The sequence below is a fragment of the Bacillus sp. AK031 genome (genome assembly GCF_053903065.1).
The window spans coordinates 3918984-3944331 of sequence record NZ_CP096424.1 but is presented as its reverse complement, the minus strand read 5'-3'; the positions used below and the strand labels follow the sequence as shown (position 1 = coordinate 3944331).

Here is a 25348-nt window from a genome sequence, read left to right as displayed (position 1 = left end):
GCCGCAAAGGTGAAATTAGGTGCCAGGCACCACTCGGAATCACCACCAATAGAATTCAATTTTTGACGAATACATACATTCAGGAGGTAAAAAGATGCAGCCTAAGGTAGGAGTTGTCATGGGAAGTACTTCCGATTGGAAAACGATGAAGAATGCTTGTGAAATACTGGATGAATATGGAATTGCTTACGAGAAAAAAGTCGTCTCTGCACACAGGACACCCGATTTGATGTTCCGATACGCGGAAACAGCGCGGGAAAGAGGTTTGAATGTCATCATTGCCGGCGCTGGCGGTGCAGCCCATCTGCCTGGCATGATTGCTGCTAAAACGACCCTTCCTGTCATTGGTGTTCCGGTACAGTCAAAGGCGTTAAATGGTATGGATTCGCTTCTTTCCATCGTACAGATGCCAGGCGGTGTCCCGGTGGCGACCGTCGCAATCGGGGATGCCGGAGCGAAGAATGCCGGACTGCTTGCAGCCCAGATCCTTTCCACACAAGATGAGGAAGTGGCACAAAAGCTGGATACGAGTAGAGAAGCCCTGAGAAAAAAAGTGATGGAAAGCAGTGATGAGCTTGAATAATAAAATCATTTATCCGGGTCAGACCATCGGTATCATCGGCGGAGGCCAATTGGGCAGGATGATGGCTCTTGCCGCAAAGGAAGCAGGTTTCAGGATCGCGGTATTGGATCCGGGTGCCGACTCCCCTTGTACGCAGGTTGCAGATGAAGTCATCACCGCTTCATTCGAAGACCGTGAAGCGCTTGGCCGACTCGCAGCCATAAGTGATGTCGTTACATATGAATTTGAAAATATTGATTATGAAGCATTGAAGGAACTGACGGAGAAAGCCTATATCCCACAGGGAGCGGAACTGATCCGTATCACCCAGGACCGGATCGCTGAAAAAGAAGCATTGGTTTACGGCGGGGTGAAGGTGGCTCCATATGAGGTCATTTTTGAAAGAACAGAGATGAGAGAAAAGGCAGAGAAGCTAGGCTACCCTGTTGTCATGAAGACAGCAAGAGGCGGTTATGACGGAAAAGGCCAGGTCGTCCTGTACGATGGAACGGATATTGAGAAGGCGGCGGGACTGCTTGCCGGTGGAGCCTGTGTGATGGAAAAGTGGATGTCCTTTGACAAAGAGGTTTCGGTCATTGTCACAAGAAACCCTTCAGGAGAAATAAGCGTATTTCCTGCAGTGGAAAATATCCACCGCGATAACATCCTTCATCAGACGATCGCTCCGGCAAGAATAACTAGTGCAGACAATGAGAACGCTGTTACTATAGCAAAAAAAGTGGCGGAGACCTTGGATATGATCGGGACGCTGGCAGTAGAGATGTTCCTGACAAAAGAGGGAGACATCTATGTGAATGAATTGGCGCCGCGACCGCATAATTCGGGGCACTTCTCAATTGAAGCCTGCGAGACTTCACAGTTCGCCCAGCATATACGGGCTGTATGCAACTGGCCGCTGAAAAGCACGGCGATCATCAAGCCGGCCCTCATGGTGAATATCCTTGGGGAACATATGGAAGCGGTAGTCGGCCAAATTCCGAACAAGCGAAACTGGTCCATCCACCTTTATGGAAAAGATGAAGCAAAGGTAAAACGCAAGATGGGGCATGTAACCATCCTGACTGATGATATAGAGGGTACGCTAACAGAATTGGAAGAAACAAAGATATGGAACAGTAAAGAAATGATCGGAGGAAAACAATTATGATCGAACGATATACCCGCCCGGAAATGGGAGCGATTTGGACAGAGGAGAACCGTTTCCAGGCATGGCTGGAAGTCGAGATTTTAGCATGTGAAGCTTGGGCTGAAATCGGTGACATCCCGAAAGACGATGTTGCCAAAATCAGAGAAAATGCAGGTTTCAATGTGGACCGCATCAAGGAAATCGAGGAAGAAACAAGGCACGATGTCGTTGCTTTTACTAGAGCGGTATCAGAGACGCTTGGAGAAGAGCGCAAGTGGGTCCATTACGGATTGACTTCCACTGATGTTGTTGATACGGCATTATCCTACATGCTTCGCCAGGCAAATGAGATTATTTTGAAAGACCTTGAAAACTTCATTGAGATTTTAAAAAATAAAGCCATTGAGCACAAAGATACGGTCATGATGGGAAGAACACATGGTGTGCATGCAGAACCGACGACATTCGGGTTGAAGCTTGCTCTCTGGTATGAAGAAATGAAGCGCAACCTTGACCGTTTCAAGGATGCTGCAGCCGGCGTGGAATTCGGGAAGATGTCCGGAGCGGTCGGAACTTACGCAAATATCGATCCATTTGTTGAGTCCTATGTATGTGAGAAGCTCGGATTGACACCAGCTCCGGTTTCTACGCAAACATTGCAGCGTGACCGCCATGCTCATTATATGGGCACACTCGCTTTGATTGCGACTTCCATTGAAAAGTTCGCAACAGAAGTCCGCGGTCTGCAAAAAAGTGAAACGCGTGAAGTGGAAGAATTTTTTGCAAAAGGGCAAAAAGGATCTTCTGCAATGCCTCATAAGCGCAATCCGATTGGATCTGAGAACATGACAGGAATGGCGCGTGTCATCAGAGGCTATATGATGACGGCTTATGAGAATGTTCCGCTTTGGCATGAACGCGATATTTCCCATTCATCAGCTGAAAGGGTTATCCTGCCGGATGCGACGATTGCGCTGAACTACATGTTGAACCGCTTCAGCAATATTGTCAAAAACCTGACAGTCTATCCTGAGAACATGAAGCGCAACATGGACCGCACTCTTGGATTGATTTACTCTCAGCGTGTATTGCTTGCGCTGATCGACAAAGGGATGGCGCGTGAAGAAGCGTATGACACAGTGCAGCCTAAGGCGATGGAAGCATGGGAGAGACAAGTTCCTTTCCGCACGTTGATTGAAGGGGAAGAGGTTATTACCTCCAAGCTGTCACCGGCAGAAATTGATGATTGCTTCGATTACAATCATCACCTGAAGCATGTCGAGACCATCTTTGAACGCTGCGGTTTAAAGTAATTCCATAAAGGAAGAGAGGGGTCTCTTCCTTTTTTTATAAAACATAGACTGAAGATTGCTACTATTAAATCTTTAGCGCGTTAAAGTACTAAGAGGGCCTGGCCCTCTTAGCGCTTTAAAGTGATGAAGACATCTTCCACATAGAAAAGGGGATCTAGGGATGGAAAAGCAGGGTCTTTTATATGAAGGTAAAGCGAAGAGGATCTACAGTACGGAAAACAGCGAAGAGGTATGGGTGGAATATAAGGATTCGGCGACTGCTTTCAATGGGGAGAAGAAAGCGGACATCAGCGGCAAAGGCGTCTTGAATAACGAGATTAGCAGTTTGCTGTTTTCGAAGCTGAAGAACAAGGGGATTGAGAGTCATTTTATCCAGAGGATTTCCGGGCATGAACAGCTTGTGAAAAAGGTGGACATCATTCCTCTGGAGGTTGTGGTCAGAAATGTTGCGGCCGGAAGCTTGGCGAAAAGACTTGGTTTGGAAGAAGGAACAGCCTTAAGACACAGCATCGTCGAGTTTTATTATAAGGATGATGACCTTGGCGATCCGCTGCTGACAGATGCTCATATTGAATTGCTGGAGCTTGCGGATAAGGAAGAGCGGGAATTTTTAGCATCACAAGGGTTGGAAGTCAATGAAGTGCTGACAGAAATTTTTTCTGAGATCGGGATCAAGCTGATTGATTTCAAATTGGAATTCGGCAAGGACAGTGAAGGCACGATAATGCTCGCTGACGAGATTTCGCCGGATACATGCAGGCTTTGGGATGTGAAAACCAACCAAAAACTGGATAAAGATGTGTTCCGCAGAGATTTAGGGAATTTGACAGACGTTTATTCTATTATTCTTGAACGATTGGGAGGAAAAGAATCATGTACAAAGTAAAAGTATTCATCACATTAAGAGAGAGTGTATTGGATCCACAGGGGAAAGCAGTTCAGAATTCCCTTCACAGCATGAATTACAGCCAGGTGGAAGATGTCCGCATCGGCAAGTATATGGAACTGACAATCTCTCCTTCTGACAAGAGTGTAGAAGAAGCGGTCGACGAAATGTGCAGCAAGCTGCTGGCTAATCCGGTCATCGAGGATTACCGTTATGAAATCGAGGAGTTGGTTGGCCAATGAAGTTCGCTGTAATCGTATTTCCGGGATCGAACTGTGATATTGACATGTACCATGCGATTAAAGATGAAATTGGTGAAGAAGTTGAATATGTGTGGCATGATGCCGACAATCTCGAAGACTATGATGCTATCCTTTTGCCAGGCGGTTTCTCTTATGGAGACTACCTCCGCTGCGGATCGATTGCCCGTTTTTCAAATGTGATGGCAGAAGTGGTGAAAGCGGCTGAAGCCGGTAAGCCGGTCCTTGGTGTCTGCAATGGATTCCAGATTTTATTGGAAGCGGGACTTCTTCCGGGAGCCCTTTTACGAAACGATCAGCTAAAATTCATCTGCCGTACACTGCCGCTGAAAGTGGAGAACAACAACACATTGTTCACAGGCAGCTATGAGAATGGCGAGATCCTGAATGTCCCTGTTGCCCACGGAGAAGGCAACTATTACTGTGATGAGAAAACATTGGAAGAGTTAAAGAGTCATAACCAAATCGTTTTCAAATATGAAGGCAAGAATCCGAATGGAAGTACAGCCGATATTGCCGGGATCACCAATAAGGCAGGAAATGTACTCGGTATGATGCCGCATCCGGAGCGCGCAATGGATGAACTGCTCGGAAGCGCTGATGGACGAAAACTATTTCAATCAATTGTAAAGCACTGGAGGGAACAACATGCCGTTAATGCTTGAGCCGAATGAAGCCAGAATTAAGACTGAGAGAATCTACCGTGAAATGGGACTGACGGATGACGAGTTCACGATGGTGGAGAACATCCTTGGAAGAACACCTAACTACACAGAAACAGGCCTGTTCTCTGTTATGTGGTCTGAGCATTGCAGCTACAAGAACTCAAAGCCTGTGCTGAGAAAGTTCCCTGTTACAGGAGAGCGCGTCCTTCAAGGGCCTGGAGAAGGAGCTGGAATCGTTGACATCGGAGACAAGCAGGCAGTTGTTTTCAAAATTGAAAGCCATAATCATCCTTCCGCTATCGAGCCTTACCAGGGCGCGGCAACAGGTGTCGGCGGAATTATACGTGATGTATTTTCGATGGGGGCGAGACCAGTCGCATTACTCAACTCTTTACGCTTTGGAGAATTGGATTCTCCTCGTGTTAAGTACCTTTTTGAAGAGGTAGTCGCAGGTATAGCCGGTTACGGTAACTGTATCGGGATCCCGACGGTCGGCGGGGAAGTCCAATTTGATGCTGCCTATGAAGGCAACCCGCTTGTTAACGCCATGTGTGTCGGCCTCATCAACCATGAAGACATCCAAAAGGGTGTCGCTCACGGAACAGGCAACACTGTAATGTATGTCGGCGCAAAAACAGGCCGCGACGGCATCCATGGGGCAACTTTTGCATCCGAGGAATTGGGAGAAGAGTCAGAAGAGAAGCGTCCGGCAGTCCAGGTCGGCGATCCGTTCATGGAAAAGCTTCTTTTGGAAGCATGCCTTGAACTGGTTAAATCCGATGCGCTTGTCGGCATTCAGGATATGGGTGCTGCAGGCCTTACAAGTTCATCAGCCGAAATGGCGAGCAAAGCGGGATCCGGTATCGAAATGAACCTTGACCTGGTCCCTCAGCGTGAGAAAGACATGACTCCTTACGAAATGATGCTGTCTGAATCTCAGGAGAGAATGCTGATTGTCGTGGAAAAAGGACGCGAGGCTGAAATTGAAGAGATTGTTTCTAAATATGATTTGGACGCAGTTGCAATTGGCCGTGTTACGGATGATAGGACGCTGAGACTTCTTCATAAAGGCGAAATCGTTGCTGAAGTCCCTGTCGATGCACTTGCTGAAGATGCACCAGTTTACAACAAGCCATCACAAGAACCTGCTTACTATAGGGAGTTCCAGGAAATGAACATGGAAATTCCGAACATCATCGATTATAAAGATACATTGAAAAGCCTGCTCACGCAGCCGACAATTGCAAGCAAAGAGTGGGTATACGATCAATATGATCATCAAGTGCGTACGAATACAGTTGTCTGCCCGGGTTCCGATGCAGCGGTCATCAGAATCAGAGGCACGCAAAAAGCACTGGCAATGACAACGGACTGTAATTCACGTTACTTGTATCTTGATCCTGAAGTCGGCGGAAAAATTGCTGTAGCTGAAGCGGCAAGAAATATCGTCTGCTCAGGCGGTGTACCGCTGGCGATTACAGACTGCCTGAATTTCGGCAACCCTGAAAAGCCGGAGATCTTCTGGCAGATCGAGAAAGCGGTCGATGGAATGAGCGAGGCTTGCCGCACGCTGTCCACACCGGTAATCGGAGGCAACGTTTCCCTTTATAACGAATCAAAAGGCAAAGCGGTTTACCCGACTCCGGTTGTAGGGATGGTCGGATTGGTGGAAGACCTTTCACATATTACAACACAGCAGTTTAAATCTGACGGCGATTTAATTTATGTCATCGGGGATGCTCAAGAAGAGTTCGGCGGAAGCGAACTGCAGAAGATGATGCACGGCAAGATCTTTGGCCAGTCACCTTCACTTGATTTGAACGTAGAACAACAAAGGCAGCAGTCGCTGTTGAATGCAATCCGCAAAGGCTATGTTGCTTCTGCCCATGATATCGCTGAAGGCGGACTTGCTGTCGCTATGGCAGAATCGGCTTTCGGCACAAAAGGCTTGGGGGCAACGGTTTGTATCGGAGAAAACCTGACTGCTGAATTGTTCAGTGAAACGCAATCCCGCTTCATTATTTCGGTGAAAAAAGAATATAAAGAAGCGTTCGAAGCAGAAATATCTGAAGCTAAACTTGTTGGTGAAGTCAATGACTCAGCTTATCTGAAAATGGTTGACCAGGACGGAAAAGTAGTTATTCTGTCCACGGTTGAAGAATTGGAAACAGCTTGGAAAGGAGCTATCCCATGCTTGCTGAAATCAAAGGCTTAAATGAAGAGTGCGGTGTGTTTGGTATCTGGGGGAGCAGCAATGCGGCACAGATGACGTATTACGGCCTTCACAGCCTGCAGCATCGCGGGCAGGAAGGCGCCGGAATTGTTGTGACCGATGGAGAGAAACTGACAGGTGTAAAAGGCGAAGGCCTGGTTACAGAGGTTTTCCAACAAGGGGCGATTGACAACCTGAACGGAAAAGCAGCAATCGGCCATGTGCGCTATGCAACAGCAGGGGGCGGCGGATATGAAAATGTCCAGCCCCTGCTTTTCCATTCCGGAAGCGGCAGCCTTGCGCTCGCTCATAACGGAAACCTGGTCAATGCCAATGCGCTGAAACACCAGCTTGAGAGCCAGGGGAGTATTTTTCAGACGAGTTCAGATACCGAGGTATTGGCTCACCTGATTAAAAGAAGCGGATTTCCGTCATTGAAGGATCGTGTGAAAAATGCGCTGACGATGCTGAAGGGAGCTTATGCCTTTGTTATCATGACCGAAACCGAGATGATGGTTGCGCTGGATCCGAATGGATTGAGGCCATTATCACTAGGCAAAATCGGAGACGCCTACTGTGTAGCTTCTGAAACTTGTGCTTTTGATATCACTGGTGCAGAATTCATCCGTGATGTTGAACCGGGAGAGCTGCTCATCATCAATGATGAAGGAATCACTTCAGAGAAGTTTACAATTTCATGCGGGACGTCGATTTGTACGATGGAATATGTTTATTTTTCAAGACCAGACAGCAACATCCATGGCATCAATGTTCATAGTGCGAGGAAACGGATGGGGATCCAGCTGGCGAAAGAAGCCCCTATCGAAGCGGATGTGGTGACAGGTGTTCCTGACTCAAGCATCTCCAGTGCCATCGGGTATGCGGAAGCTTCAGGCATTCCTTATGAAATGGGCTTGATCAAGAACCGTTATGTCGGCAGAACATTCATCCAGCCTTCCCAATCACTCAGGGAACAGGGTGTGAAGATGAAGCTTTCCCCTGTCAGAGGTGTTGTCGAAGGAAAGCGTGTTGTTATGGTCGATGATTCGATTGTCCGCGGAACGACGAGCAGGCGTATCGTAACGATGTTAAAAGAAGCGGGTGCGACAGAGGTGCACGTTGTCATCAGTTCACCGCCGATCAAGAATCCGTGCTATTACGGAATTGATACAAGTACACATGAAGAACTGATTGCTTCGACTCGTTCTGTAGAAGAAATCAGGGAAATCATCGGTGCAGATTCGTTGACCTTCTTGAGCACAGAAGGAATGGTCGAAGCGGTCGGCCGCAATGATTCTTCTGAAAACAGAGGACACTGCCTTGCATGCTTTACGGGGAAATACCCGACAGAAATCTATCCCGACACCCTTCATCCATATGAAAAAGAGCTTGTACGCTAGGAGGAACTCTAATGGCTAATGCTTATAAAAATGCCGGTGTCGATATTGATGCCGGCTATGAATCGGTAAACCGAATCAAGAAGCACGTGGAAAGAACGAAGCGCAACGGAATGCTCGGTTCCCTTGGCGGCTTTGGCGGAATGTTCGACCTGTCGGAGCTTGGACTGAAAGAACCTGTTCTGGTGTCAGGTACAGATGGTGTCGGCACGAAGCTTAAGCTTGCATTTATGGCGGATAAGCATGACACCATCGGGATCGACTGTGTCGCAATGTGTGTGAATGACATCATTGTCCAGGGAGCGGAGCCTTTGTATTTTCTCGACTATATTGCATGCGGAAAAGCGGTGCCGGAGAAGATTGAAAGCATCGTCAAAGGTGTGGCTGACGGCTGTGAGCTTGCAAATTGCGGATTAACAGGCGGAGAAACAGCTGAAATGCCGGGGCTGTATGATGAAGATGAATATGATATTGCCGGGTTTGCAGTTGGCGCTTGTGAAAAAAGCAAAATCATCACCGGCGACAATATTTCTGAAGGAAACATGTTAGTCGGCCTGGCTTCCAGTGGTATACACAGTAATGGATACTCATTAGTCAGAAAGGTATTTTTGGAAGATCATGCTTTGGCGCTTGATACGTATATGCCAGAACTCGAGGCAACCCTTGGGGAAGCTCTTTTGACTCCGACCAGGATCTATGTAAAACCGGTATTGGAAGCCCTTAAGAAATTTTCAATAAAAGGCATGTCCCATATTACCGGCGGCGGATTCATTGAAAACGTTCCGAGAATGCTTCCGGAAGGACTTGGAGCTGATTTGGACCGCACGACTTGGGAAGTTCCACAGGTTTTTAAACTGATTGAAGAATATGGAAGCATTCCTCATGAGGAAATGTTCAACATATTTAATATGGGTATCGGCTTTGTCATTGCTTTGGAAGCATCCGAAGCGGCAGAGGCAGTAGAATTTTTCAAGGAACTCGGTGAAGAAGCTTACATCATCGGAAAAGTAACTTCTGGCGAGGGAGTCCGATTTGTTGAAGGTGATACGCAAGAAGAATAAAATGGGTGCGAAGACACTGTTTTTATAAATGAAAGTTAGTGTCCTTCTGTTAAAACTCATTTAGGCGTTCATCTTCCTATCAAGGTATTTGCCTATTAAAAAGCTACGGCAGAAATGGGGACGAAAAATGAAATCAATAGCAGTATTTGCATCAGGCAGCGGCACTAACTTTCAGTCGATTGTTGATTCAGTACATAGCGGAAAGCTGCAGGCGAAAATCGAAATGCTTGTCTGCGACAAAGAGGAGGCTTTCGTTATCGAAAGGGCAAAGGCGGCTGGAATCGCCACTTTTGTTTTTAACCCAAAAGATTATTCCTCGAAAGCGGAGTTTGAGCAGGAAATTGCCGGAAAGCTTCAGGGCAGGGGAGTGGACTTTATTGTCCTTGCAGGTTATATGCGGCTGATCGGTCCGGTATTGCTCGAACAATTTTCAGGCAGGATCGTCAATATCCATCCATCGCTCCTTCCTGCTTTCCCGGGTAAAGATGCGATCGGGCAGGCGATCAATGCGGGAGTCAAAATTACAGGGGTAACAGTCCACTTCGTTGATGAAGGGATGGATACAGGCCCGATCATCGCCCAGGAGGCTGTCCGGGTTTCCCCTTTTGATACAAGGGCCACCCTTCACCGGAAGATCCAGGAGATGGAACATCATATGTATCCGGAAACCTTGACCCACATTTTTATGACCTCAACACATAAAACAAAGAGTCTGTGACTGCATAACAAGGAGGAATACCAGATGAAGAAAAGAGCACTCATCAGTGTGTCAGACAAAAGCGGAATTGTGGAATTTGCCAAAGAACTTCAAGAGCTTGATTATGAAATCATTTCAACAGGCGGAACAAAGAACATCCTTCTTGATAATGGGATCTTCGTGACAGGTATCGAAGAAGTGACAGGTTTTCCTGAAATCATGGAAGGAAGAGTCAAGACTCTCCACCCTAAAGTTCATGGCGGCCTTCTTGCAAAAAGAGATAATGAAGGGCACCGCCAGCAAATGGAAGAACAGGGAATCCTGCCGATCGATCTTGTGGTCGTCAACCTTTACCCGTTCCAGCAGACGATTGCCAAGCCGAATGTTTCTGAAGAAGAAGCGATTGAAAATATCGATATCGGCGGTCCGACTATGCTCCGTGCTGCTGCCAAAAACCACAAGTATGTAACGGTTGTCGTGGACGCCCAGGATTACGATATGATCATCAACGAGATCAAGGCGAATGGCGAAGCGCCGGCACTCCTGAGAAAAAGGCTCGCAGCCAAGGTATTCCGCCATACAGCAGCTTACGATTCTTATATCTCTCAATTCATGACAGACCTGGCGGGGGAAGAAAACCCTGAGAGGATGACAGTGACCTATGAACTGAAACAGCCGCTGAGATACGGAGAAAATCCCCATCAGAAGGCGTCGTTTTACAGAACGGAGCTTGGGTCGGAATACTCTGTGGCGATGGCGAGGCAGCTTCATGGAAAAGAACTATCTTTCAATAATATCAACGATGCCAATGCAGCCCTTCAAATCATCAAGGAATTCGATGAGCCTGCAGCAGTGGCAGTAAAACATATGAACCCTTGCGGAGTGGGAACCGGCAGCACGATTGAAGCGGCTTTTAACAAGGCTTATGAAGCAGACTCCACTTCGATCTTTGGCGGCATTATTGCTTTGAACCGGGCTGTGGATGAGGAAACAGCGATGAAGCTTCGAGAAATCTTCCTTGAAATCATCGTTGCACCAGCATTCACAGACAAAGCATTTGAAATCTTGTCCGGCAAGAAGAATATCAGGCTGTTGACTGTGCCATTCAATACAGAACGCAAAGTTGAAAATAAACATGTATCTGTCGAAGGCGGCCTTCTTGTACAGGAAGACGATATGTACGGTCTTGAAGATGCGGATGTTAAAGTAGCAACAAAGCGTGAGCCGACCGAAGCAGAATGGGCAGCCTTGAAGCTTGGATGGAAAGTCGTAAAGCATGTAAAATCCAATGCGATTGTCGTTGCGGATAAAGATATGACGCTTGGCATCGGGGCAGGCCAGATGAACCGTGTCGGTGCGGCCAAGATTGCCTTGGAACAAGCGGGTGTGAAGGCAGAAGGCGCAGCAATGGCATCCGACGCATTCTTCCCGATGGACGATACAGTCGAAGCAGCTGCAAAAGCCGGCATCACCGCAATCATCCAGCCTGGCGGTTCCATCCGTGATGAAGATTCAATCAAGAAAGCGGATGAGTACGGTATTGCTATGGTGATGACGGGTGTGCGTCACTTTAAACATTAATCGTTGGTAGTTATGGTTGTGTATTTCGGTGGGGTTGTGTTGAATAACAGCCATTTCTGTCGGAAATCGGTCTCGCGGTGGCGAACATCAGCACAGCCAGGAGGTATCAGCGGATAAGCCGGTTTTATCAGCGTTTTTGATTGGTTTATCGGCGGAAACTCAAAGTTTATCGGCGGTTTCGGGCAATTTATCGGCGGAAATGGCCGGTTTATCGGCGAAACGACACAACTCGACACGGACTGCGCGTTGCTTTTACAAAAAAAACAGGTGCAGCCACTGCACCGATACATAAAAAAAGGGGTGTCATAATGAACGTTCTTGTCATCGGCCGCGGCGGAAGAGAGCATGCATTATGTGATGCATTGCTGAACAGCTCAAGTGTTGCAAAGGTTTACTGTGCTCCTGGCAATGCCGGGATTGCAGAATCTGTACAGACGGTCACTATCGAGGAAACAGACTTTGACGGGTTGATCCAGTTTGCCCAAGAGAACAAGATCGACATGACGGTTGTCGGTCCGGAAGTTCCTCTATTAGAAGGGATTGTTGACACATTCAAAAAAGCCGGATTAAGAGTGTTCGGTCCTGACCAGAAGGCGGCGGTCATTGAAGGCAGCAAATCGTTTGCCAAGGAACTTATGAAAAAGTATGAAATTCCGACGGCGCAGTATGAAACGTTTTCTGATTATGAAAGTGCGAAGGAGTATGTCCTGAAAATGGGGGCACCGATCGTCATTAAAGCCGATGGCCTCGCAGCAGGAAAAGGAGTGGCAGTAGCCCTTACAGAAAAAGAAGCGCTGGAAGCACTCGAAGACATGCTCCTTCACCAGAAATTCGGAGAGGCGTCTGCGAAGGTTGTCATCGAAGAATTTTTAGAAGGCGAAGAATTTTCATTGATGGCATTTGTTGACGGCAGCAATGTTCATCCGATGGCTGCAGCCCAGGATCATAAGCGCGCATTTGATGGAGATGCAGGGCCAAATACAGGCGGTATGGGTGCTTATTCACCAGTGCCCCATATCGGAGGACATGTGATTGAGGAAGCAGTTCAAACGATTCTTTTGCCGACTGCCAAAGCAATGGAGTCGGAAGGAAGATCATTTACGGGTGTGCTTTATGCCGGTTTGATTTTAACCGACAAGGGCCCTAAGGTCATTGAGTTCAATGCCCGCTTCGGCGATCCTGAGACACAAGTGGTCCTGCCGCGCCTTCAAACAGATCTTGGTGAAGTGCTTTACAATATCTGTGAAGGGAAAGAAGTCGCTTTGGAATGGGATGAGCGTGGAGTAGCAGGTGTTGTCCTCGCCGCAGAAGGATATCCGGAAGCTTATAAAAAGGCTGTGCCTGTCAATGGACTTGAGCAATTGAAAGATGGAACACTTGTATACCATGCCGGAACATGCATCGATGAAAATCACCGGCTGGTTTCCAATGGCGGAAGAGTCCTGCTGGTTGCTTCCAAGCAGGAAGACATCGGAATGGCACTCAAAGAAGTATACAGTGAATTGGACAAATTGGATATCGAAGGGTTATTTTATCGAAATGATATCGGGCGACGCGCTATCGGGCGCGCTTCTTCCGTCCCTTTCGAAGAAACACATACAAGATAGCGACGATGCCGCCAATCAACGAAATGAACACATAGGACATATCCATAACATATTCCCAGAACATAGTATCACTCCTATAGAAAAGATTTGTAATAACAGGGTGCCCAATGGACACCCTGTTTTACTTTATTGCATTAAAGCAGCGGGGGACAGTCCCCTATCGCGGTAACGCGTTAATGCGCTAAGAGGGACAGTCCCTCTTCGTGCGGTGATGCGTTAAAGCGTCAAGATGGGTCATAAGGAAGATCGGGAGTGCTGTCCTGCTTCTTTTCGTCGCTGTCGATATCTTCCGTCTTGTCGTTATTCTCATTATTGCCGGTATATTTCTTCATGAGAGAACCCAGGTTCAGCATGCTTTTGCCTTCTTCGGGACCGGAGTCCTGATCTTTTTCAAACATGGCGGTAATCGGGCAAAAACGGAGTATCCCTTCGCCGACTTTCATGCCGCCGATCAGCGCCATCCACAAATAGGAATCCCTCCAAGGGCGTTTAACGAGCTTGGATGTGGACCAGGCAAGGATGGTAAATCCAACTGTAATCCTGATTAAAGCATTCACAATGCCAATATTCTGTGTCACCTTCATGTGATCTCCTCCTTACAAAAATTTAACATTTAATTCTGTTAACCTTTAATGCGTTAAAGTCCAAACTGTGATAACATTAATAATCAATACTTTTTTAAAAAATGAAAAATACTGAAGTCTCTACATAGAGGAGTGTTCATCGTTGGTACAACGTTATCGCTGGAAAAACAAACAGCTTCGTGAACATATAGATGTCATCAATGGCGACTTGGCGCCGACAAAAATACTGAAAAATGCGGTTTACCTTCACTCAGTCCTGAAGAAGTGGGTAACTGCCCATATCTGGATTTATGAAGACCGTATTATTTACTGCGGCGATAAGCTGCCTGAAAACCTTGATGGGTGTGAAGTGACAGATTGCAGCCATTATTTCCTGGTCCCGGGCTATATCGAACCTCACGTTCACCCGTTTCAACTTTATAATCCCCATTCTTTTGCCCATTATGCATCCCAATCCGGAACGACGACTTTCATCAATGATAACCTTATGCTTTTTTTATTGTTGAACAAAAAGAAAGCGTTTTCTTTATTGGCGGAGCTGAAAAAACTGCCTTTCTCAATGTTTTGGTGGGCGCGTTTTGATTCCCAGACCGAGATGCAGAGGGAGGAGACGGTCTTTTCTCATAATGAAGTCAAAGCCTGGCTCAATCATGAAGATGTATTGCAGGGAGGAGAATTGACGTCATGGCCAAAACTGCTTGATGGAGATGATATGATTCTTCATCTCATGCAGGAAGCGAAGAGGCTGAACAAAGTAATGGAAGGACATCTTCCTGGTGCATCTGAAAAGACACTGGCAAAGCTGGCATTGCTGGGGATTGATGGCGACCATGAGGCAATGACCGGGAAAGATGTTTATGCAAGGCTGACGCAGGGGCTGTCGGTCACGCTCAGAAATTCATCGATACGGCCTGACCTGGATAAGCTTTTAAAAGAAATGAATGAATACGGAATTGATAACTACAGTGAGATCATGCTTACGACAGACGGCTCGACACCGGGTTTTTATGATAAAGGCGTGCTGGACGAACTGATTAAGATGGCAATCGATCACGGCATTCCATTAATAGACGCCTACCATATGGCGAGCTACAATGTGGCAAAACATTACCGGATCTCCCATCACCATGGGATGATTGCTGCAGGCAGGGTTGCCAACATCAACTTCCTTGAAAGCCAGGAGAATCCGACGCCCGTTCGTGTACTGGCTAAGGGTGAGTGGGTTAAAACCGATGAGGGTGAAGCGATTGATGTGCCTTCACCTGATTGGAAAAAATACGGAATGGCTCCCCTTAAGATTCAGTGGGAGATGACCTATGACGACCTGCAATTCTCCATGCCATTCGGAATCGAAATGGTCAATGAAGTCATCACCAAACCTTATTCTGTCAGCATCGATGCTTCTGAAACAACGCTGGGAGAAAATCATGATGAAAGCTTCCTGATGTTGATTGACAGGAATGGAAAATGGCGGATCAGCACGATGCTGAAAGGGTTCGCAACAAGCGTGAAGGGATTTGTATCATCCTTTTCAAATACAGGCGATATCATTGTGATAGGGAAAAATAAAAATGATATGCTGCATGCTTTTAACAGAATGAAGGAAATCGGTGGAGGAATCGTTCTCAGTGAGAATCAGGAAATCCTTCACGAAATTCCTCTAACTGTTGGCGGAATCATGTCAAATAAGCCGATGGATGTCTTGATAGAAGAAGAGAAGAAAATGAAAGAGCTTCTTTTCGAACGGGGCTACTCATTCAGTGATCCTGTATATACGCTTCTGTTTTTGCAGTCCACACACCTTCCTTATATACGGGTCACACAGCGCGGAATCTATGATGTAATGAAGAAAACGGTACTCTTTCCTACGATAATGCGTTAAAATGTTAAAGTAAGGTAAAAAGTTTGGTTTAGGGGTGTAATTTTTTGATGTGGAAGAAAACTGCGATAGCGGCAATGACCGCTTTACTGCTGACAGCATGCAGTTCAAATAATGAAGCAACTGAAAACAACAGCAATCCTCCAGAAGACAATGTTGAAGAAAATGATTCCGTTCAGAAAGACACAAATGAAGAGGAAGCAGAATTTGCTTTTCATTATCCGCTGACTGGAATCGGCACGGATGAGGAACCAGAACAGAGAGCGGTCGCGGTGGTAGTGAACAACCATCCCAAAGCACGTCCGCAATCCGGTTTGGATAAAGCTGACATTGTCCATGAAGTGCTTGCTGAAGGAAATGTAACAAGGTTTGTCGCTATTTTTCAAAGCGAACAGCCGGAGAAAATCGGTCCGGTAAGAAGTGCGCGTGACTACTTTATCAAGCTTGCAACAGGCTACGACAGCTTCTTTGTCGCACATGGCTACAGCCCTGAAGCGAAAGAGATGCTGACAAGCGGTTCGATTGATAATATCAACGGCATGGAATATGATGGCTCGTTATTCAAACGTGCGGACTTCCGCTCTGCTCCTCATAATTCATACATCACATTCAGGAACATTGAAAAAGGGGCCGAAAAAGTCGGTGCGGATATGTCGGGTGCGCCTGAAGCACTGGATTTCAATGGGGAATCGGAAGAAGTCACGGGTGAAGATGCCTTGTCGGTTGAAGTTTCCTACTATGATAATCCAACATTTTCGCCAGTCTATGAATATGATCAGGAAAAAGAGAAGTATACAAGACTATCACAAGGCGTTGTAACGGCAGACTATGATACAGAGGAACCTGTCCTTCTTGATAATATCTTCATTATTGAGGCTGCCCATAAGGTCATTGATGATGATGGCCGCAGGGAAATCGATTTAGAATCAGGCGGAAACGCATACCTGCTGCAGCGTGGCAAACTGCTTGAAGTACAGTGGGAGAACAGGGATGGCCGCATCGTGCCGGCTGGGGATACTCCGTTCGTCCCGGGAAAAACCTGGATCAACATCATACCTGACAGCCCTGGTTTAGAAGAATTCGTTACAGTACAATAATTGAATAGAAGGAGCAATCATTATGCAAATCAATAAAATCAAAGGTAAAGAATTGGACCAGTTGTTTAAGGCAATTTTGTCTCTGCAAGATATGGATGAATGCTATCGCTTCTTTGATGACCTTGCGACAATCAATGAAGTTCAATCTCTGGCGCAGCGCCTTGAAGTGGCAAGAATGCTGGAAGAAGGCAAAACGTATCACAAGATCGAAGCGGAAACAGGCGCAAGTACTGCTACGATTTCCCGTGTGAAACGCTGCCTGAACTACGGCAATGACGCTTACCAAATGGTGCTCGAGCGTGTCAAAGATGAAAAACAGGAAGACTAACCGGAACTTAACGTGATACAGCATCATAACAGAAGGACTGACAAAGGAAACACGCCTTTGCCAGTCCTTTTTTGTTGTTTTAATGCTTTAAAGCGCTATAGGGGACTGTCCCTCTTAGTGCTTTAAAGGGGTAAAGTGTTGGTTCTGAGGAAGAAATCGGATAGTTAATATTGGAAAGAGTAACCAGCAATCCCTTTCCCCGCTCCCTCGTTTATTACCAGCAGGAATGGTATAATGTTTTAATGGAAATGAAAGAATTGGAGGAGTAAGGATGTACGATGTCAGAGAGTGGCGCCACGTATTTAAGCTCGACCCTGCGAAGGAAATCAGCGATGATGATTTAGAGGAAATCTGCGAGTCAGGGACGGATGCTGTGATTATCGGGGGAACAGACGGTGTCACCCTGGAAGGAGTTCTGGACTTGATGGCGAGAGTCAGGAGGTACACTGTGCCTTGTGCACTTGAAGTCAGCAATATGGAATCTCTCACGCCAGGCTTCGATTTTTATTTTATCCCGACTGTCTTGAACAGTGATGACCCGATGTGGTTGAAAGGCCTTCATCATCAGGCGGTCAAAGAGTATGGAGAAATCATGAATTGGGATGAGATCTTTGTCGAAGGCTACTGTATTTTAAACAAAGACTGCAAAGCGGCACAGCTCACGGGAGCAAAAACAGATCTCACCAAAGAAGATGTAACTGCCTACGCCATGATGGCAGAGAAAATGTTTCATCTTCCCATTTTCTATCTTGAATACAGCGGAATGTATGGCGACATAGAGATCGTGAAAGAGACAGCCCGTGTGCTGGAAAACTCCACCTTCTTCTATGGGGGAGGAATCCAAACGGCTGAACAGGCCAAAGAAATGGGAGAGCATGCAGACGTAGTGGTCGTCGGGAATATACTCTACGATGACTTGAAAGCTGCTTTAAAAACGGTGGAAGCAGTAAAATAATATAGCGCACTAACGCGTTAAAGCGCTAAGAGGGACAGTCCCTTTTAATGCATTAACGCGTCAATGGGCAGATGCACTAGATAAATCAATTGAAAGTTTACTTATGTTTACAAATAAAAGTCTGATATAATAAGAACAAACGTTCGTTATGGTGGTGGAATAGGAAAATGCAATTTTTAACAGACAGATTATTAAATGGAATGAATCCCGAGCAGGCGGAAGCTGTGAAAGCAACAGAAGGACCGCTATTGATCATGGCTGGTGCCGGTTCAGGTAAGACGCGCGTATTGACTCACCGTATCGCCTACCTGATGGTGGAAAAAGGAGTCAACCCATATAACATTCTTGCAATTACCTTTACGAATAAAGCAGCAAGGGAAATGAAGGACAGGATCGGAAAAATCCTTGGTGGAGTGGCGGAAGAAATCTGGATTTCCACCTTCCACTCGATGTGTGTGCGTATCCTGAGACGTGATATCGACCGGATCGGATTCAACCGCAACTTTACGATCCTGGACTCAACGGATCAGCAATCCGTCATCAAATCGATCCTCAAAGACAAAAACATCGACCCCAAAAAGTTTGATCCAAGGTCTATCCTCGGTTCGATCTCATCAGCGAAAAATGAACTGAAGACACCGGAAGAGTTCTCGAAAGAAGCCGGAAGCTACTATGATAATGTCGCGTCCGATGTCTATGAGGAGTACCAGAAGAGGCTCCGCAAGAACCAGGCGCTCGACTTTGACGACTTGATCATGACGACGATCCAACTGTTCCAGCGAGTGCCGGAAGTGCTGGAATATTATCAAAGAAAGTTCCAATACATCCACGTGGATGAGTACCAGGATACGAACAAAGCGCAGTACATGCTCGTTAAGATGCTTGCGTCACGCTTTCAAAATCTCTGTGTTGTGGGGGATTCCGATCAGTCGATCTATCGCTGGCGCGGTGCGGATATCGCAAACATTATGTCTTTTGAAAAAGATTATCCGCGTGCCAATGTGATTCTTCTTGAGCAAAATTACCGTTCAACGAAAAGAATCCTGAATGCGGCAAATGATGTCATTCAGAAGAACATGAACCGCAAACCGAAAAATCTCTGGACGGAAAATGATGATGGGGAAAAGATCACCTATTACAGAGGTGACAGCGAACAATCAGAAGCCCAATTCGTTGCCGGTAAAATTAAAGAAATGACCGACAACCGGAAGCGGAAGTTCTCTGAATTCGCCATCCTGTACAGGACGAATGCCATGTCACGTGTAATGGAGGAAGTCCTTCTTAAGTCCAATATCGAGTACAATATCGTCGGAGGCACCAAGTTCTACGACAGAAAAGAAATCAAGGATATCCTTGCCTATCTAAGGCTGGTCGCAAATCCTGATGATGATATCAGCTTGCAGCGTGTCATCAATGTTCCAAAAAGAGGGATCGGTTCAACCTCTCTTGATAAGATTGCGAGATACGCACAAATGAATGACCTTTCCATGATCCAGGCACTTGAAGAAGCAGACTTTATCGGCTTGAGCGCTAAAATCACGAAATCTGTCATCGAATTCAAGGAGCTTGTGAAAGGCTATACGCAAATGCAGGAGTACTTATCTGTAACAGAGCTGGTTGAAGAAATCCTTGAAAAGTCCGGTTACAGAGAAATGCTGAAAGCAGAGAAGTCGATCGAAGCACAAAGCCGCCTGGAGAATATTGACGAGTTCCTGTCTGTTACGAAGAGTTTTGAAGATACCAATGATGATAAATCTTTGGTTGCGTTCCTTACAGATCTTGCTCTAGTGGCAGACATCGACAAGCTGGATGATGACGATAAGCCTCAGGATGCAGTCACGTTGATGACCCTGCATGCCGCGAAAGGCCTGGAGTTCCCGGTCGTATTCCTGATGGGGCTTGAAGAAGGGGTCTTTCCCCACAGCAGATCGCTGATGGAAGAGGAAGAGATGGAAGAAGAGCGCCGTCTTGCCTATGTTGGAATCACGCGTGCAGAAGAAGAATTGTTCCTGACGAATGCACAAATGAGAACCCTGTTCGGGCAGACGAAGATGAACCCGGTGTCCCGGTTCATCACTGAAATCCCGGAAGACCTGATCGATAATTTTGTACCTGAAAAGAAAAGCCCATTCTCAGCCGGAGGTACTGCCTCAGCTTCAAGGACTCAGCCGCAAGCAAGAAGAAAGGCCGTTACACGTCCGGTGCCTACGACAACAGGCGGCGAAGGAATCTCCTGGCAGGTTGGCGACAGAGCGGCCCACAAAAAGTGGGGCACAGGAACGGTTGTCAGCGTGAAGGGCAGCGGAGACGGAATGGAACTGGATATCGCATTCCCAAGTCCGACTGGCATCAAGCGCTTATTGGCTAAATTTGCTCCAGTCGAAAAAGTATAATTTTCACCAGAAAGGGCTGTTAGTGTGGATATCAAAAACGCTGAACAAAAAGTTACAGAGCTTCATAATCTGTTGAATCAATATAATTATGAATATCATGTCCTGGACAAGCCTTCTGTGCCGGATGCCGAATATGACCGGGTCATGAATGAATTGATTGCCATTGAGACTGAGTTCCCAGAGCTGAGGACAGCTGACTCACCGACACAGCGGGTGGGAGGCAACACGCTCGAAGCTTTTGAAAAGGTGGAACATAGAACGCCGATGCTCAGTCTCGGCAATGCATTTAATGAAGAGGACTTGAGAGATTTTGACCGTAAAGTCCGCCAAACAGCAGGTGAGGATTTTTCTTACGTCTGTGAATTAAAAATTGATGGGCTTGCGGTTTCCCTGCGTTATGAGGGCGGCCTGTTCAGCCAGGGTGCTACAAGGGGAGACGGTACGATTGGTGAAGACATAACCGCGAATCTTAAGACAATCAAATCGATTCCGCTAAGAATTTCCGAGCCGCTGACCATGGAGGTCAGAGGAGAAGCGTTCATGCCGAAGCGTTCCTTTGAATCCCTGAACAAGGCAAGGGAAGAGCGCGAGGAAGAACCATTCGCCAATCCGCGCAATGCGGCGGCCGGGTCCCTGCGCCAGCTCGATCCCCGGATAGCCGCATCCAGAAACCTGGATATTTTTCTGTATTCAATCGCAGATGTTGGTGAAACCGGAGTCGTTTCCCACAGTGCTGGTTTAGACCTTTTAGATAAGATGGGTTTCAAAACAAATAGAGAGAGAAAAAAGTGTAAGGATATAGAAGAAGTCATCCAGTATGTGGAAGGATGGGTCGAGAAGCGCCCAGATTTGCCATATGACATCGATGGCATCGTTATTAAGGTAGATTCCCTCGACCTTCAGCAAGAGCTGGGAACGACTGCGAAGAGCCCAAGGTGGGCGATTGCTTATAAATTCCCTGCAGAAGAAGTGGTGACCCTGCTGAAAGATATTGAATTGAGTGTCGGCAGAACCGGTGTCGTGACGCCTACAGCCATCCTTGAACCGGTGAAAGTGGCGGGAACCACTGTGCAGCGCGCCTCACTGCATAATGAGGACCTGATCAGGGAAAAGGATATTAAAATCGGTGACTATGTCGTTGTAAAAAAAGCCGGGGATATCATCCCTGAAGTGGTCAATGTCCTGGAAGAGCGCCGCACAGGCGAAGAAAAGGATTTCCATATGCCTGAAGATTGTCCGGAATGCGGAAGCGAACTGGTAAGGCTGGAAGGAGAAGTGGCCCTGCGGTGCATCAATCCGAAGTGTCCGGCCCAGATAAGGGAAGGGCTTATCCACTTCGTCTCCCGGAACGCCATGAATATCGACGGACTTGGGGAAAAGGTGATCAGCCAGCTCTTCAAAGAAGGTTTGATTGTCGATGTAGCTGACATCTATCGTCTTCAAAGAGACCAGCTGCTTCAGCTGGAAAGAATGGGCGAGAAGTCGGTGGACAATCTTCTTGGCGCGATAGAAGCTTCCAAAGCGAATTCTCTGGAAAAGCTCTTATTCGGGCTGGGAATCCGCCATGTCGGTGCGAAGGCAGCTAAGACTCTGGCTCAGGAGTTTGATAATATTGATAACCTGATGAAGGCTTCCAAGGAGGAGCTGACAGCCATTAATGAAATCGGTGACAAGATGGCTGATGCCGTTGTAGCTTATTTTGACAAGGAAGAAGCAGTGGAACTCATTGGCGAATTGAAATCGGCAGGTGTCAATACTGAATATAAAGGTCCGAAACCTGTGAAGGCAGAAGATATTGATTCCTATCTTGCAGGAAAAACCGTCGTTCTTACCGGCAAGATGGAACAGCTCGGCCGAAACGAAGCCAAACAAAAAGTAGAAGGGCTTGGCGGCAAAGTGACAGGTTCGGTCAGCAAGAAGACAGATTTGCTGATTGCAGGAGAAGATGCAGGATCAAAGTTGTCGAAAGCGCAAGAATTGGGAATTGAAATATGGGACGAAGAGAAGCTGCTTGGAGAACTTAACCGTTAAAGGTGGAGGAAATACATGAAGAAGTGGTTCGCGGCAGCCGCAGCGGCTCTACTGTTGAGCGGTTGTGCTCCCGCTTTTGAAAAACAAGATCAAGTGGTCCAGGAAGATGAAAACAAAACAGAAAAGGCGATAATCCCTAATTATCAAATTTCTGATGACTATTATAAAAAATTGCTGCCATATGAATCTACGGATACCCGGGGGATGGTCGTGAATAACCTTCATTCCCGCTACGATATCGACGTATTTGAATCGGGATTGGTCAGGATGGCGAAAAACAGTTTTTCAACAGATCAATACCTCTTCAAAGAAGGCCAGATTTTAGACAAAGAGACGATCCAGTCATGGTTGAACAGAAAGTTCACCAGTGAGCAATTAGAGGAAAAAGGGTTGTCCGAGAAGGAAAATACCGGTTTGAATCCTGTTGAAAACACGCCCAATGACGGGAAAGATTCACCTATTTATCTTGCTCATATGATCGAGCATAATTATTTGGAAAAAGTCGAAGATGACAAGATCCATTTAGCGGGTGTTGTCATCGGCCTTGCGATGAACTCCGTTTCCTATTACCAAGATCAATCCAACGGAGTAACAAGAGAAACGAAAATCAGTCACGAAGAAGTCCAGCAGCAAGGAAAACAGATTGCCCAGGAAGTCATTAACAGGTTGAGAGAGAAACCCGAGCTGGATGGTGTGCCAATCACCATCGCTCTTTATGAACAGTCCAGTAAGGATTCGGTCTCACCTGGGAGTTACTTTGCCTACACAAATGTGGAAGCCGGGGCCGGCACCATCAATGAGTGGAAATCAGTCGACGAGCAGCATTACTTCTTTCCTTCCGTCCAAGCTGAAGAAGCACACCCGGAAGATATGAAGGTCTTTAATTCTTTTAAAGAAAAAATGGAAACCTACTTTCCGAATTATGTTGGAGTAGTCGGATCCGCCTTTTACAAAGACGGAGTGCTGGAGAGCCTGGATATCGATATTCCGATCCAGTTTAACGGCAAGGCTGAAACCATTGGCTATACCCAGTATGCAGCGGAGTTGGCTGCTGAACTGTTCCCAAAGAAAATCGATGTCGAAATCGAAATTACTTCGGCAGACGGGCCTGAAGCTCTTATAGTCATTAACAAAGAGGACGAACCATTCGTACACATCTATGAATAATTAAGAAGGACCGGTCACAAACGTGGCCGGTTTTTTATTATGATGAAAGAAAGTAGCATTATATGGTGAATAGTTGATACCGTTTAGGAGAAATTATAGCTATCTTGCCTGAATCGGAGGGATAAGGTTGAGCGATTCTAATAAAGTAAATCTTACTTCATCGGAAATGGCGTCCTTATGGGATGCTTATATCAGCCATACACATACTTTGTGTATACTGAAGTATTTCCGCGCCAAAGCAGAAGACGGCGAAGTATTGGAAATACTTACTCATACCTATGAAGCATTGGAAAAGTCAAAAAATGAATGTGAGGCCCTTTTACAATCTGAGAATATTCCGGTGCCTATGGGATTCGGGGAAAATGATGTCGATATTTCTGCACCGCGCCTGTTTTCAGATACTTTTGCTATGATGTATTTGAAAAATTTAGCGACAGTGATGATGGCTTCCTGTATTTTGATGTTCACCGTATCGACTCGCAAAGACATAAGATAATACTTCGAGAGTTGTCTGACAAAAGGAACGAGCATTTTTAATGAGATATGCGATGCAATGCTGGCAAAAGGGGTCTATACGAGGCCGCCATTTATTGAAACGCCAAAGAAAATTGATTTCCTTGAAAGTAAGGAGTATCTCAGTGGAAATGACTTTCTGAAGGATCAAAGATTATTGAACGCAATTGAAATTACTCATATTTTCGGAAATATAGAAGCCAATCTTGTAGGCCGTACCTTGATGAAAGGATTTGGGTAGACTGCTGATTTGCAGGAAGTGTGTGAGTTCATGGAAAACGCAAACCAGATGGCGGGAAAAGTGATTAATTCATTGACTGAATTTTTGACAGGAAGTCAGCTCCCGGCTCCGGAAGGATCGGAAACACAGGTGTACAGCACTTCCCATGCGCCTTTTTCAGATAAGCTGATGATGTATGAGGTCAGTGTGCTGGTGGCTGCAGGCATTTCTGATTATGCTTCGGCACTGGCAGCAAGTTTGAGGAAAGATTTGAAGACCCACTATATGAACATGCTGACGGAAACGTCTAAGCTTGGCAAGAAAGCTGAATCAATATTAATTAAAAACAGCTGGCTGGAGCAGCCGCCGCAGCAGGACAAAATCCGCTATTAACGAATTGGTTGCAGCTTCAGTATCATTTAGAGGATCCGGAGGCGGGTTCTTTTTATTTTGTTAATATAATACTTTAACTGATTTAGGGAGAAACCACTCTTCGTAGGTAGTTTTTTTGTAGAAAAAGTAGGATCAATTTTGATGATTTTACGGTTTGCAATAGGTATTTTTGAACAATTTTCGAATTTAATTTTATAAATTATTCTGAATATATATGTTCATTAAAGCGCTTTCATAGAATTATTTATACAAAATATATGTATATTTAATCATTCCTGTAGTTATATTCTGAAAATTCATAATGATAAAGGGGTTAATCTATGTTACGATTATTAATGTTGTAAAGTTAATCCGGGCTCACCGGGCTTATTCATAACCTTTCCGCTTTGGAATCTTTATG

At 46.2% G+C, this 25348-nt stretch carries 24 protein-coding genes; 22 read left to right on the top strand and 2 right to left on the bottom strand.

The annotated features are described in order from the left end of the window. The first annotated feature begins 94 nt into the window (after window positions 1-94). The 12 genes from purE (at window position 95) to purD (ending at window position 13388) form a co-directional block, all read left to right on the top strand. Window positions 95-583 (top strand): 5-(carboxyamino)imidazole ribonucleotide mutase, encoded by a 489-nt coding sequence (gene purE, locus M1E09_RS20125; protein WP_456272601.1) that lies wholly within the window; start codon window positions 95-97, stop codon window positions 581-583. Next, complete coding sequence (gene purK / locus M1E09_RS20120; protein ID WP_456272600.1) at window positions 570-1730, top strand: 5-(carboxyamino)imidazole ribonucleotide synthase; 1161 nt, start codon at window positions 570-572, stop codon at window positions 1728-1730. The genes purE and purK overlap by 14 nt, the downstream gene beginning before the upstream one ends. Continuing rightward, entirely contained in the window at window positions 1727-3022 is a 1296-nt protein-coding gene (gene purB / locus M1E09_RS20115; protein ID WP_456272599.1) for an adenylosuccinate lyase, read from the top strand. The genes purK and purB overlap by 4 nt, the downstream gene beginning before the upstream one ends. Before the next feature lie 160 nt (window positions 3023-3182). Then, on the top strand, window positions 3183-3908 hold the full coding sequence (gene purC, locus M1E09_RS20110; protein ID WP_456272598.1) for a phosphoribosylaminoimidazolesuccinocarboxamide synthase: 726 nt from the start codon (window positions 3183-3185) through the stop codon (window positions 3906-3908). Then, window positions 3896-4150, top strand: a complete 255-nt coding sequence (purS, locus tag M1E09_RS20105; protein ID WP_409252690.1) for a phosphoribosylformylglycinamidine synthase subunit PurS — start codon at window positions 3896-3898, stop codon at window positions 4148-4150. The genes purC and purS overlap by 13 nt, the downstream gene beginning before the upstream one ends. Further along, complete coding sequence (purQ, locus tag M1E09_RS20100; protein ID WP_456272597.1) at window positions 4147-4833, top strand: phosphoribosylformylglycinamidine synthase subunit PurQ; 687 nt, start codon at window positions 4147-4149, stop codon at window positions 4831-4833. The genes purS and purQ overlap by 4 nt, the downstream gene beginning before the upstream one ends. Beyond that, on the top strand, window positions 4817-7048 hold the full coding sequence (gene purL / locus M1E09_RS20095; RefSeq protein WP_456272596.1) for a phosphoribosylformylglycinamidine synthase subunit PurL: 2232 nt from the start codon (window positions 4817-4819) through the stop codon (window positions 7046-7048). The genes purQ and purL overlap by 17 nt, the downstream gene beginning before the upstream one ends. After that, on the top strand, window positions 7024-8445 hold the full coding sequence (purF, locus tag M1E09_RS20090; RefSeq protein ID WP_456272595.1) for an amidophosphoribosyltransferase: 1422 nt from the start codon (window positions 7024-7026) through the stop codon (window positions 8443-8445). Before purL ends, purF begins: the two co-directional genes overlap by 25 nt. Before the next feature lie 11 nt (window positions 8446-8456). Beyond that, the gene (gene purM, locus M1E09_RS20085; RefSeq protein WP_456272594.1) at window positions 8457-9503 is read left to right on the top strand and encodes a phosphoribosylformylglycinamidine cyclo-ligase; all 1047 of its coding nucleotides are present in this window, start codon (window positions 8457-8459) and stop codon (window positions 9501-9503) included. Between the two features lie 127 nt (window positions 9504-9630). Beyond that, entirely contained in the window at window positions 9631-10221 is a 591-nt protein-coding gene (purN, locus tag M1E09_RS20080) for a phosphoribosylglycinamide formyltransferase (RefSeq protein ID WP_456272593.1), read from the top strand. A 24-nt stretch (window positions 10222-10245) separates the two neighbouring features. Next, window positions 10246-11781 carry a bifunctional phosphoribosylaminoimidazolecarboxamide formyltransferase/IMP cyclohydrolase gene (gene purH, locus M1E09_RS20075; protein ID WP_456272592.1) on the top strand — a complete coding sequence of 512 codons (1536 nt, stop codon included), beginning with the start codon at window positions 10246-10248 and terminating at the stop codon, window positions 11779-11781. A 308-nt stretch (window positions 11782-12089) separates the two neighbouring features. After that, window positions 12090-13388 (top strand): phosphoribosylamine--glycine ligase, encoded by a 1299-nt coding sequence (purD, locus tag M1E09_RS20070; protein ID WP_456272591.1) that lies wholly within the window; start codon window positions 12090-12092, stop codon window positions 13386-13388. Here the strand turns inward: purD and M1E09_RS20065 are convergent. Both M1E09_RS20065 and M1E09_RS20060 read right to left on the bottom strand, forming a co-directional pair. Further along, a complete protein-coding gene (locus M1E09_RS20065; protein ID WP_456272590.1) occupies window positions 13339-13452 on the bottom strand; it encodes an EYxxD motif small membrane protein in 114 nt (37 codons plus the stop codon). The genes purD and M1E09_RS20065 overlap by 50 nt on opposite strands. Window positions 13453-13612: 160 nt before the next feature. Then, a complete protein-coding gene (locus M1E09_RS20060; protein ID WP_456272589.1) occupies window positions 13613-13972 on the bottom strand; it encodes a YgaP family membrane protein in 360 nt (119 codons plus the stop codon). A 142-nt stretch (window positions 13973-14114) separates the two neighbouring features. Here M1E09_RS20060 and M1E09_RS20055 point away from each other — a divergent pair, with 142 nt between their 5' ends. The 10 genes from M1E09_RS20055 to M1E09_RS20010 all read left to right on the top strand — a co-directional run bounded on the left by M1E09_RS20055 (window position 14115) and on the right by M1E09_RS20010 (window position 24948). Continuing rightward, window positions 14115-15854, top strand: a complete 1740-nt coding sequence (locus M1E09_RS20055) for an adenine deaminase C-terminal domain-containing protein (protein WP_456272588.1) — start codon at window positions 14115-14117, stop codon at window positions 15852-15854. A gap of 47 nt (window positions 15855-15901) precedes the next feature. After that, complete coding sequence (locus tag M1E09_RS20050) at window positions 15902-16948, top strand: DUF3048 domain-containing protein (protein WP_456275042.1); 1047 nt, start codon at window positions 15902-15904, stop codon at window positions 16946-16948. A gap of 22 nt (window positions 16949-16970) precedes the next feature. Next, window positions 16971-17276 (top strand): YerC/YecD family TrpR-related protein, encoded by a 306-nt coding sequence (locus tag M1E09_RS20045; RefSeq protein WP_456272587.1) that lies wholly within the window; start codon window positions 16971-16973, stop codon window positions 17274-17276. Window positions 17277-17547: 271 nt separating this feature from the next. Then, window positions 17548-18231: a heptaprenylglyceryl phosphate synthase gene (pcrB, locus tag M1E09_RS20040; protein ID WP_456272586.1), complete on the top strand. Its 684-nt coding sequence runs from the start codon at window positions 17548-17550 to the stop codon at window positions 18229-18231. A gap of 167 nt (window positions 18232-18398) precedes the next feature. Beyond that, on the top strand, window positions 18399-20624 hold the full coding sequence (gene pcrA / locus M1E09_RS20035; protein WP_456272585.1) for a DNA helicase PcrA: 2226 nt from the start codon (window positions 18399-18401) through the stop codon (window positions 20622-20624). Between the two features lie 24 nt (window positions 20625-20648). Next, the gene (ligA, locus tag M1E09_RS20030) at window positions 20649-22655 is read left to right on the top strand and encodes an NAD-dependent DNA ligase LigA (RefSeq protein WP_456272584.1); all 2007 of its coding nucleotides are present in this window, start codon (window positions 20649-20651) and stop codon (window positions 22653-22655) included. 15 nt (window positions 22656-22670) lie between these two features. Further along, entirely contained in the window at window positions 22671-23822 is a 1152-nt protein-coding gene (locus M1E09_RS20025; protein WP_456272583.1) for a CamS family sex pheromone protein, read from the top strand. 127 nt (window positions 23823-23949) lie between these two features. Next, a complete protein-coding gene (locus M1E09_RS20020; protein WP_456272582.1) occupies window positions 23950-24318 on the top strand; it encodes a DUF3231 family protein in 369 nt (122 codons plus the stop codon). A 57-nt stretch (window positions 24319-24375) separates the two neighbouring features. Then, window positions 24376-24576, top strand: a complete 201-nt coding sequence (locus M1E09_RS20015) for a hypothetical protein (RefSeq protein WP_456272581.1) — start codon at window positions 24376-24378, stop codon at window positions 24574-24576. Window positions 24577-24606: 30 nt separating this feature from the next. Next, window positions 24607-24948 (top strand): DUF3231 family protein, encoded by a 342-nt coding sequence (locus tag M1E09_RS20010; protein ID WP_456272580.1) that lies wholly within the window; start codon window positions 24607-24609, stop codon window positions 24946-24948. Window positions 24949-25348 lie beyond the last annotated feature (400 nt).

Excerpts from the sequence above, each read along its gene's own strand:
- purE (WP_456272601.1), top strand. The coding sequence starts at position 95 with ATGCAGCCTAAGGTAGGAGTTGTCATGGGAAGTACTTCCGATTGGAAA.
- purK (WP_456272600.1), top strand. The coding sequence starts at position 570 with ATGAGCTTGAATAATAAAATCATTTATCCGGGTCAGACCATCGGTATC.
- purB (WP_456272599.1), top strand. The coding sequence starts at position 1,727 with ATGATCGAACGATATACCCGCCCGGAAATGGGAGCGATTTGGACAGAG.
- purC (WP_456272598.1), top strand. The coding sequence starts at position 3,183 with ATGGAAAAGCAGGGTCTTTTATATGAAGGTAAAGCGAAGAGGATCTAC.
- purS (WP_409252690.1), top strand. The coding sequence starts at position 3,896 with ATGTACAAAGTAAAAGTATTCATCACATTAAGAGAGAGTGTATTGGAT.
- purQ (WP_456272597.1), top strand. The coding sequence starts at position 4,147 with ATGAAGTTCGCTGTAATCGTATTTCCGGGATCGAACTGTGATATTGAC.
- purL (WP_456272596.1), top strand. The coding sequence starts at position 4,817 with ATGCCGTTAATGCTTGAGCCGAATGAAGCCAGAATTAAGACTGAGAGA.
- purF (WP_456272595.1), top strand. The coding sequence starts at position 7,024 with ATGCTTGCTGAAATCAAAGGCTTAAATGAAGAGTGCGGTGTGTTTGGT.
- purM (WP_456272594.1), top strand. The coding sequence starts at position 8,457 with ATGGCTAATGCTTATAAAAATGCCGGTGTCGATATTGATGCCGGCTAT.
- purN (WP_456272593.1), top strand. The coding sequence starts at position 9,631 with ATGAAATCAATAGCAGTATTTGCATCAGGCAGCGGCACTAACTTTCAG.
- purH (WP_456272592.1), top strand. The coding sequence starts at position 10,246 with ATGAAGAAAAGAGCACTCATCAGTGTGTCAGACAAAAGCGGAATTGTG.
- purD (WP_456272591.1), top strand. The coding sequence starts at position 12,090 with ATGAACGTTCTTGTCATCGGCCGCGGCGGAAGAGAGCATGCATTATGT.
- M1E09_RS20065 (WP_456272590.1), bottom strand. The coding sequence starts at position 13,452 with ATGTTCTGGGAATATGTTATGGATATGTCCTATGTGTTCATTTCGTTG.
- M1E09_RS20060 (WP_456272589.1), bottom strand. The coding sequence starts at position 13,972 with ATGAAGGTGACACAGAATATTGGCATTGTGAATGCTTTAATCAGGATT.
- M1E09_RS20050 (WP_456275042.1), top strand. The coding sequence starts at position 15,902 with ATGTGGAAGAAAACTGCGATAGCGGCAATGACCGCTTTACTGCTGACA.
- M1E09_RS20045 (WP_456272587.1), top strand. The coding sequence starts at position 16,971 with ATGCAAATCAATAAAATCAAAGGTAAAGAATTGGACCAGTTGTTTAAG.
- pcrB (WP_456272586.1), top strand. The coding sequence starts at position 17,548 with ATGTACGATGTCAGAGAGTGGCGCCACGTATTTAAGCTCGACCCTGCG.
- pcrA (WP_456272585.1), top strand. The coding sequence starts at position 18,399 with ATGCAATTTTTAACAGACAGATTATTAAATGGAATGAATCCCGAGCAG.
- M1E09_RS20025 (WP_456272583.1), top strand. The coding sequence starts at position 22,671 with ATGAAGAAGTGGTTCGCGGCAGCCGCAGCGGCTCTACTGTTGAGCGGT.
- M1E09_RS20015 (WP_456272581.1), top strand. The coding sequence starts at position 24,376 with ATGCTGGCAAAAGGGGTCTATACGAGGCCGCCATTTATTGAAACGCCA.
- M1E09_RS20010 (WP_456272580.1), top strand. The coding sequence starts at position 24,607 with ATGGAAAACGCAAACCAGATGGCGGGAAAAGTGATTAATTCATTGACT.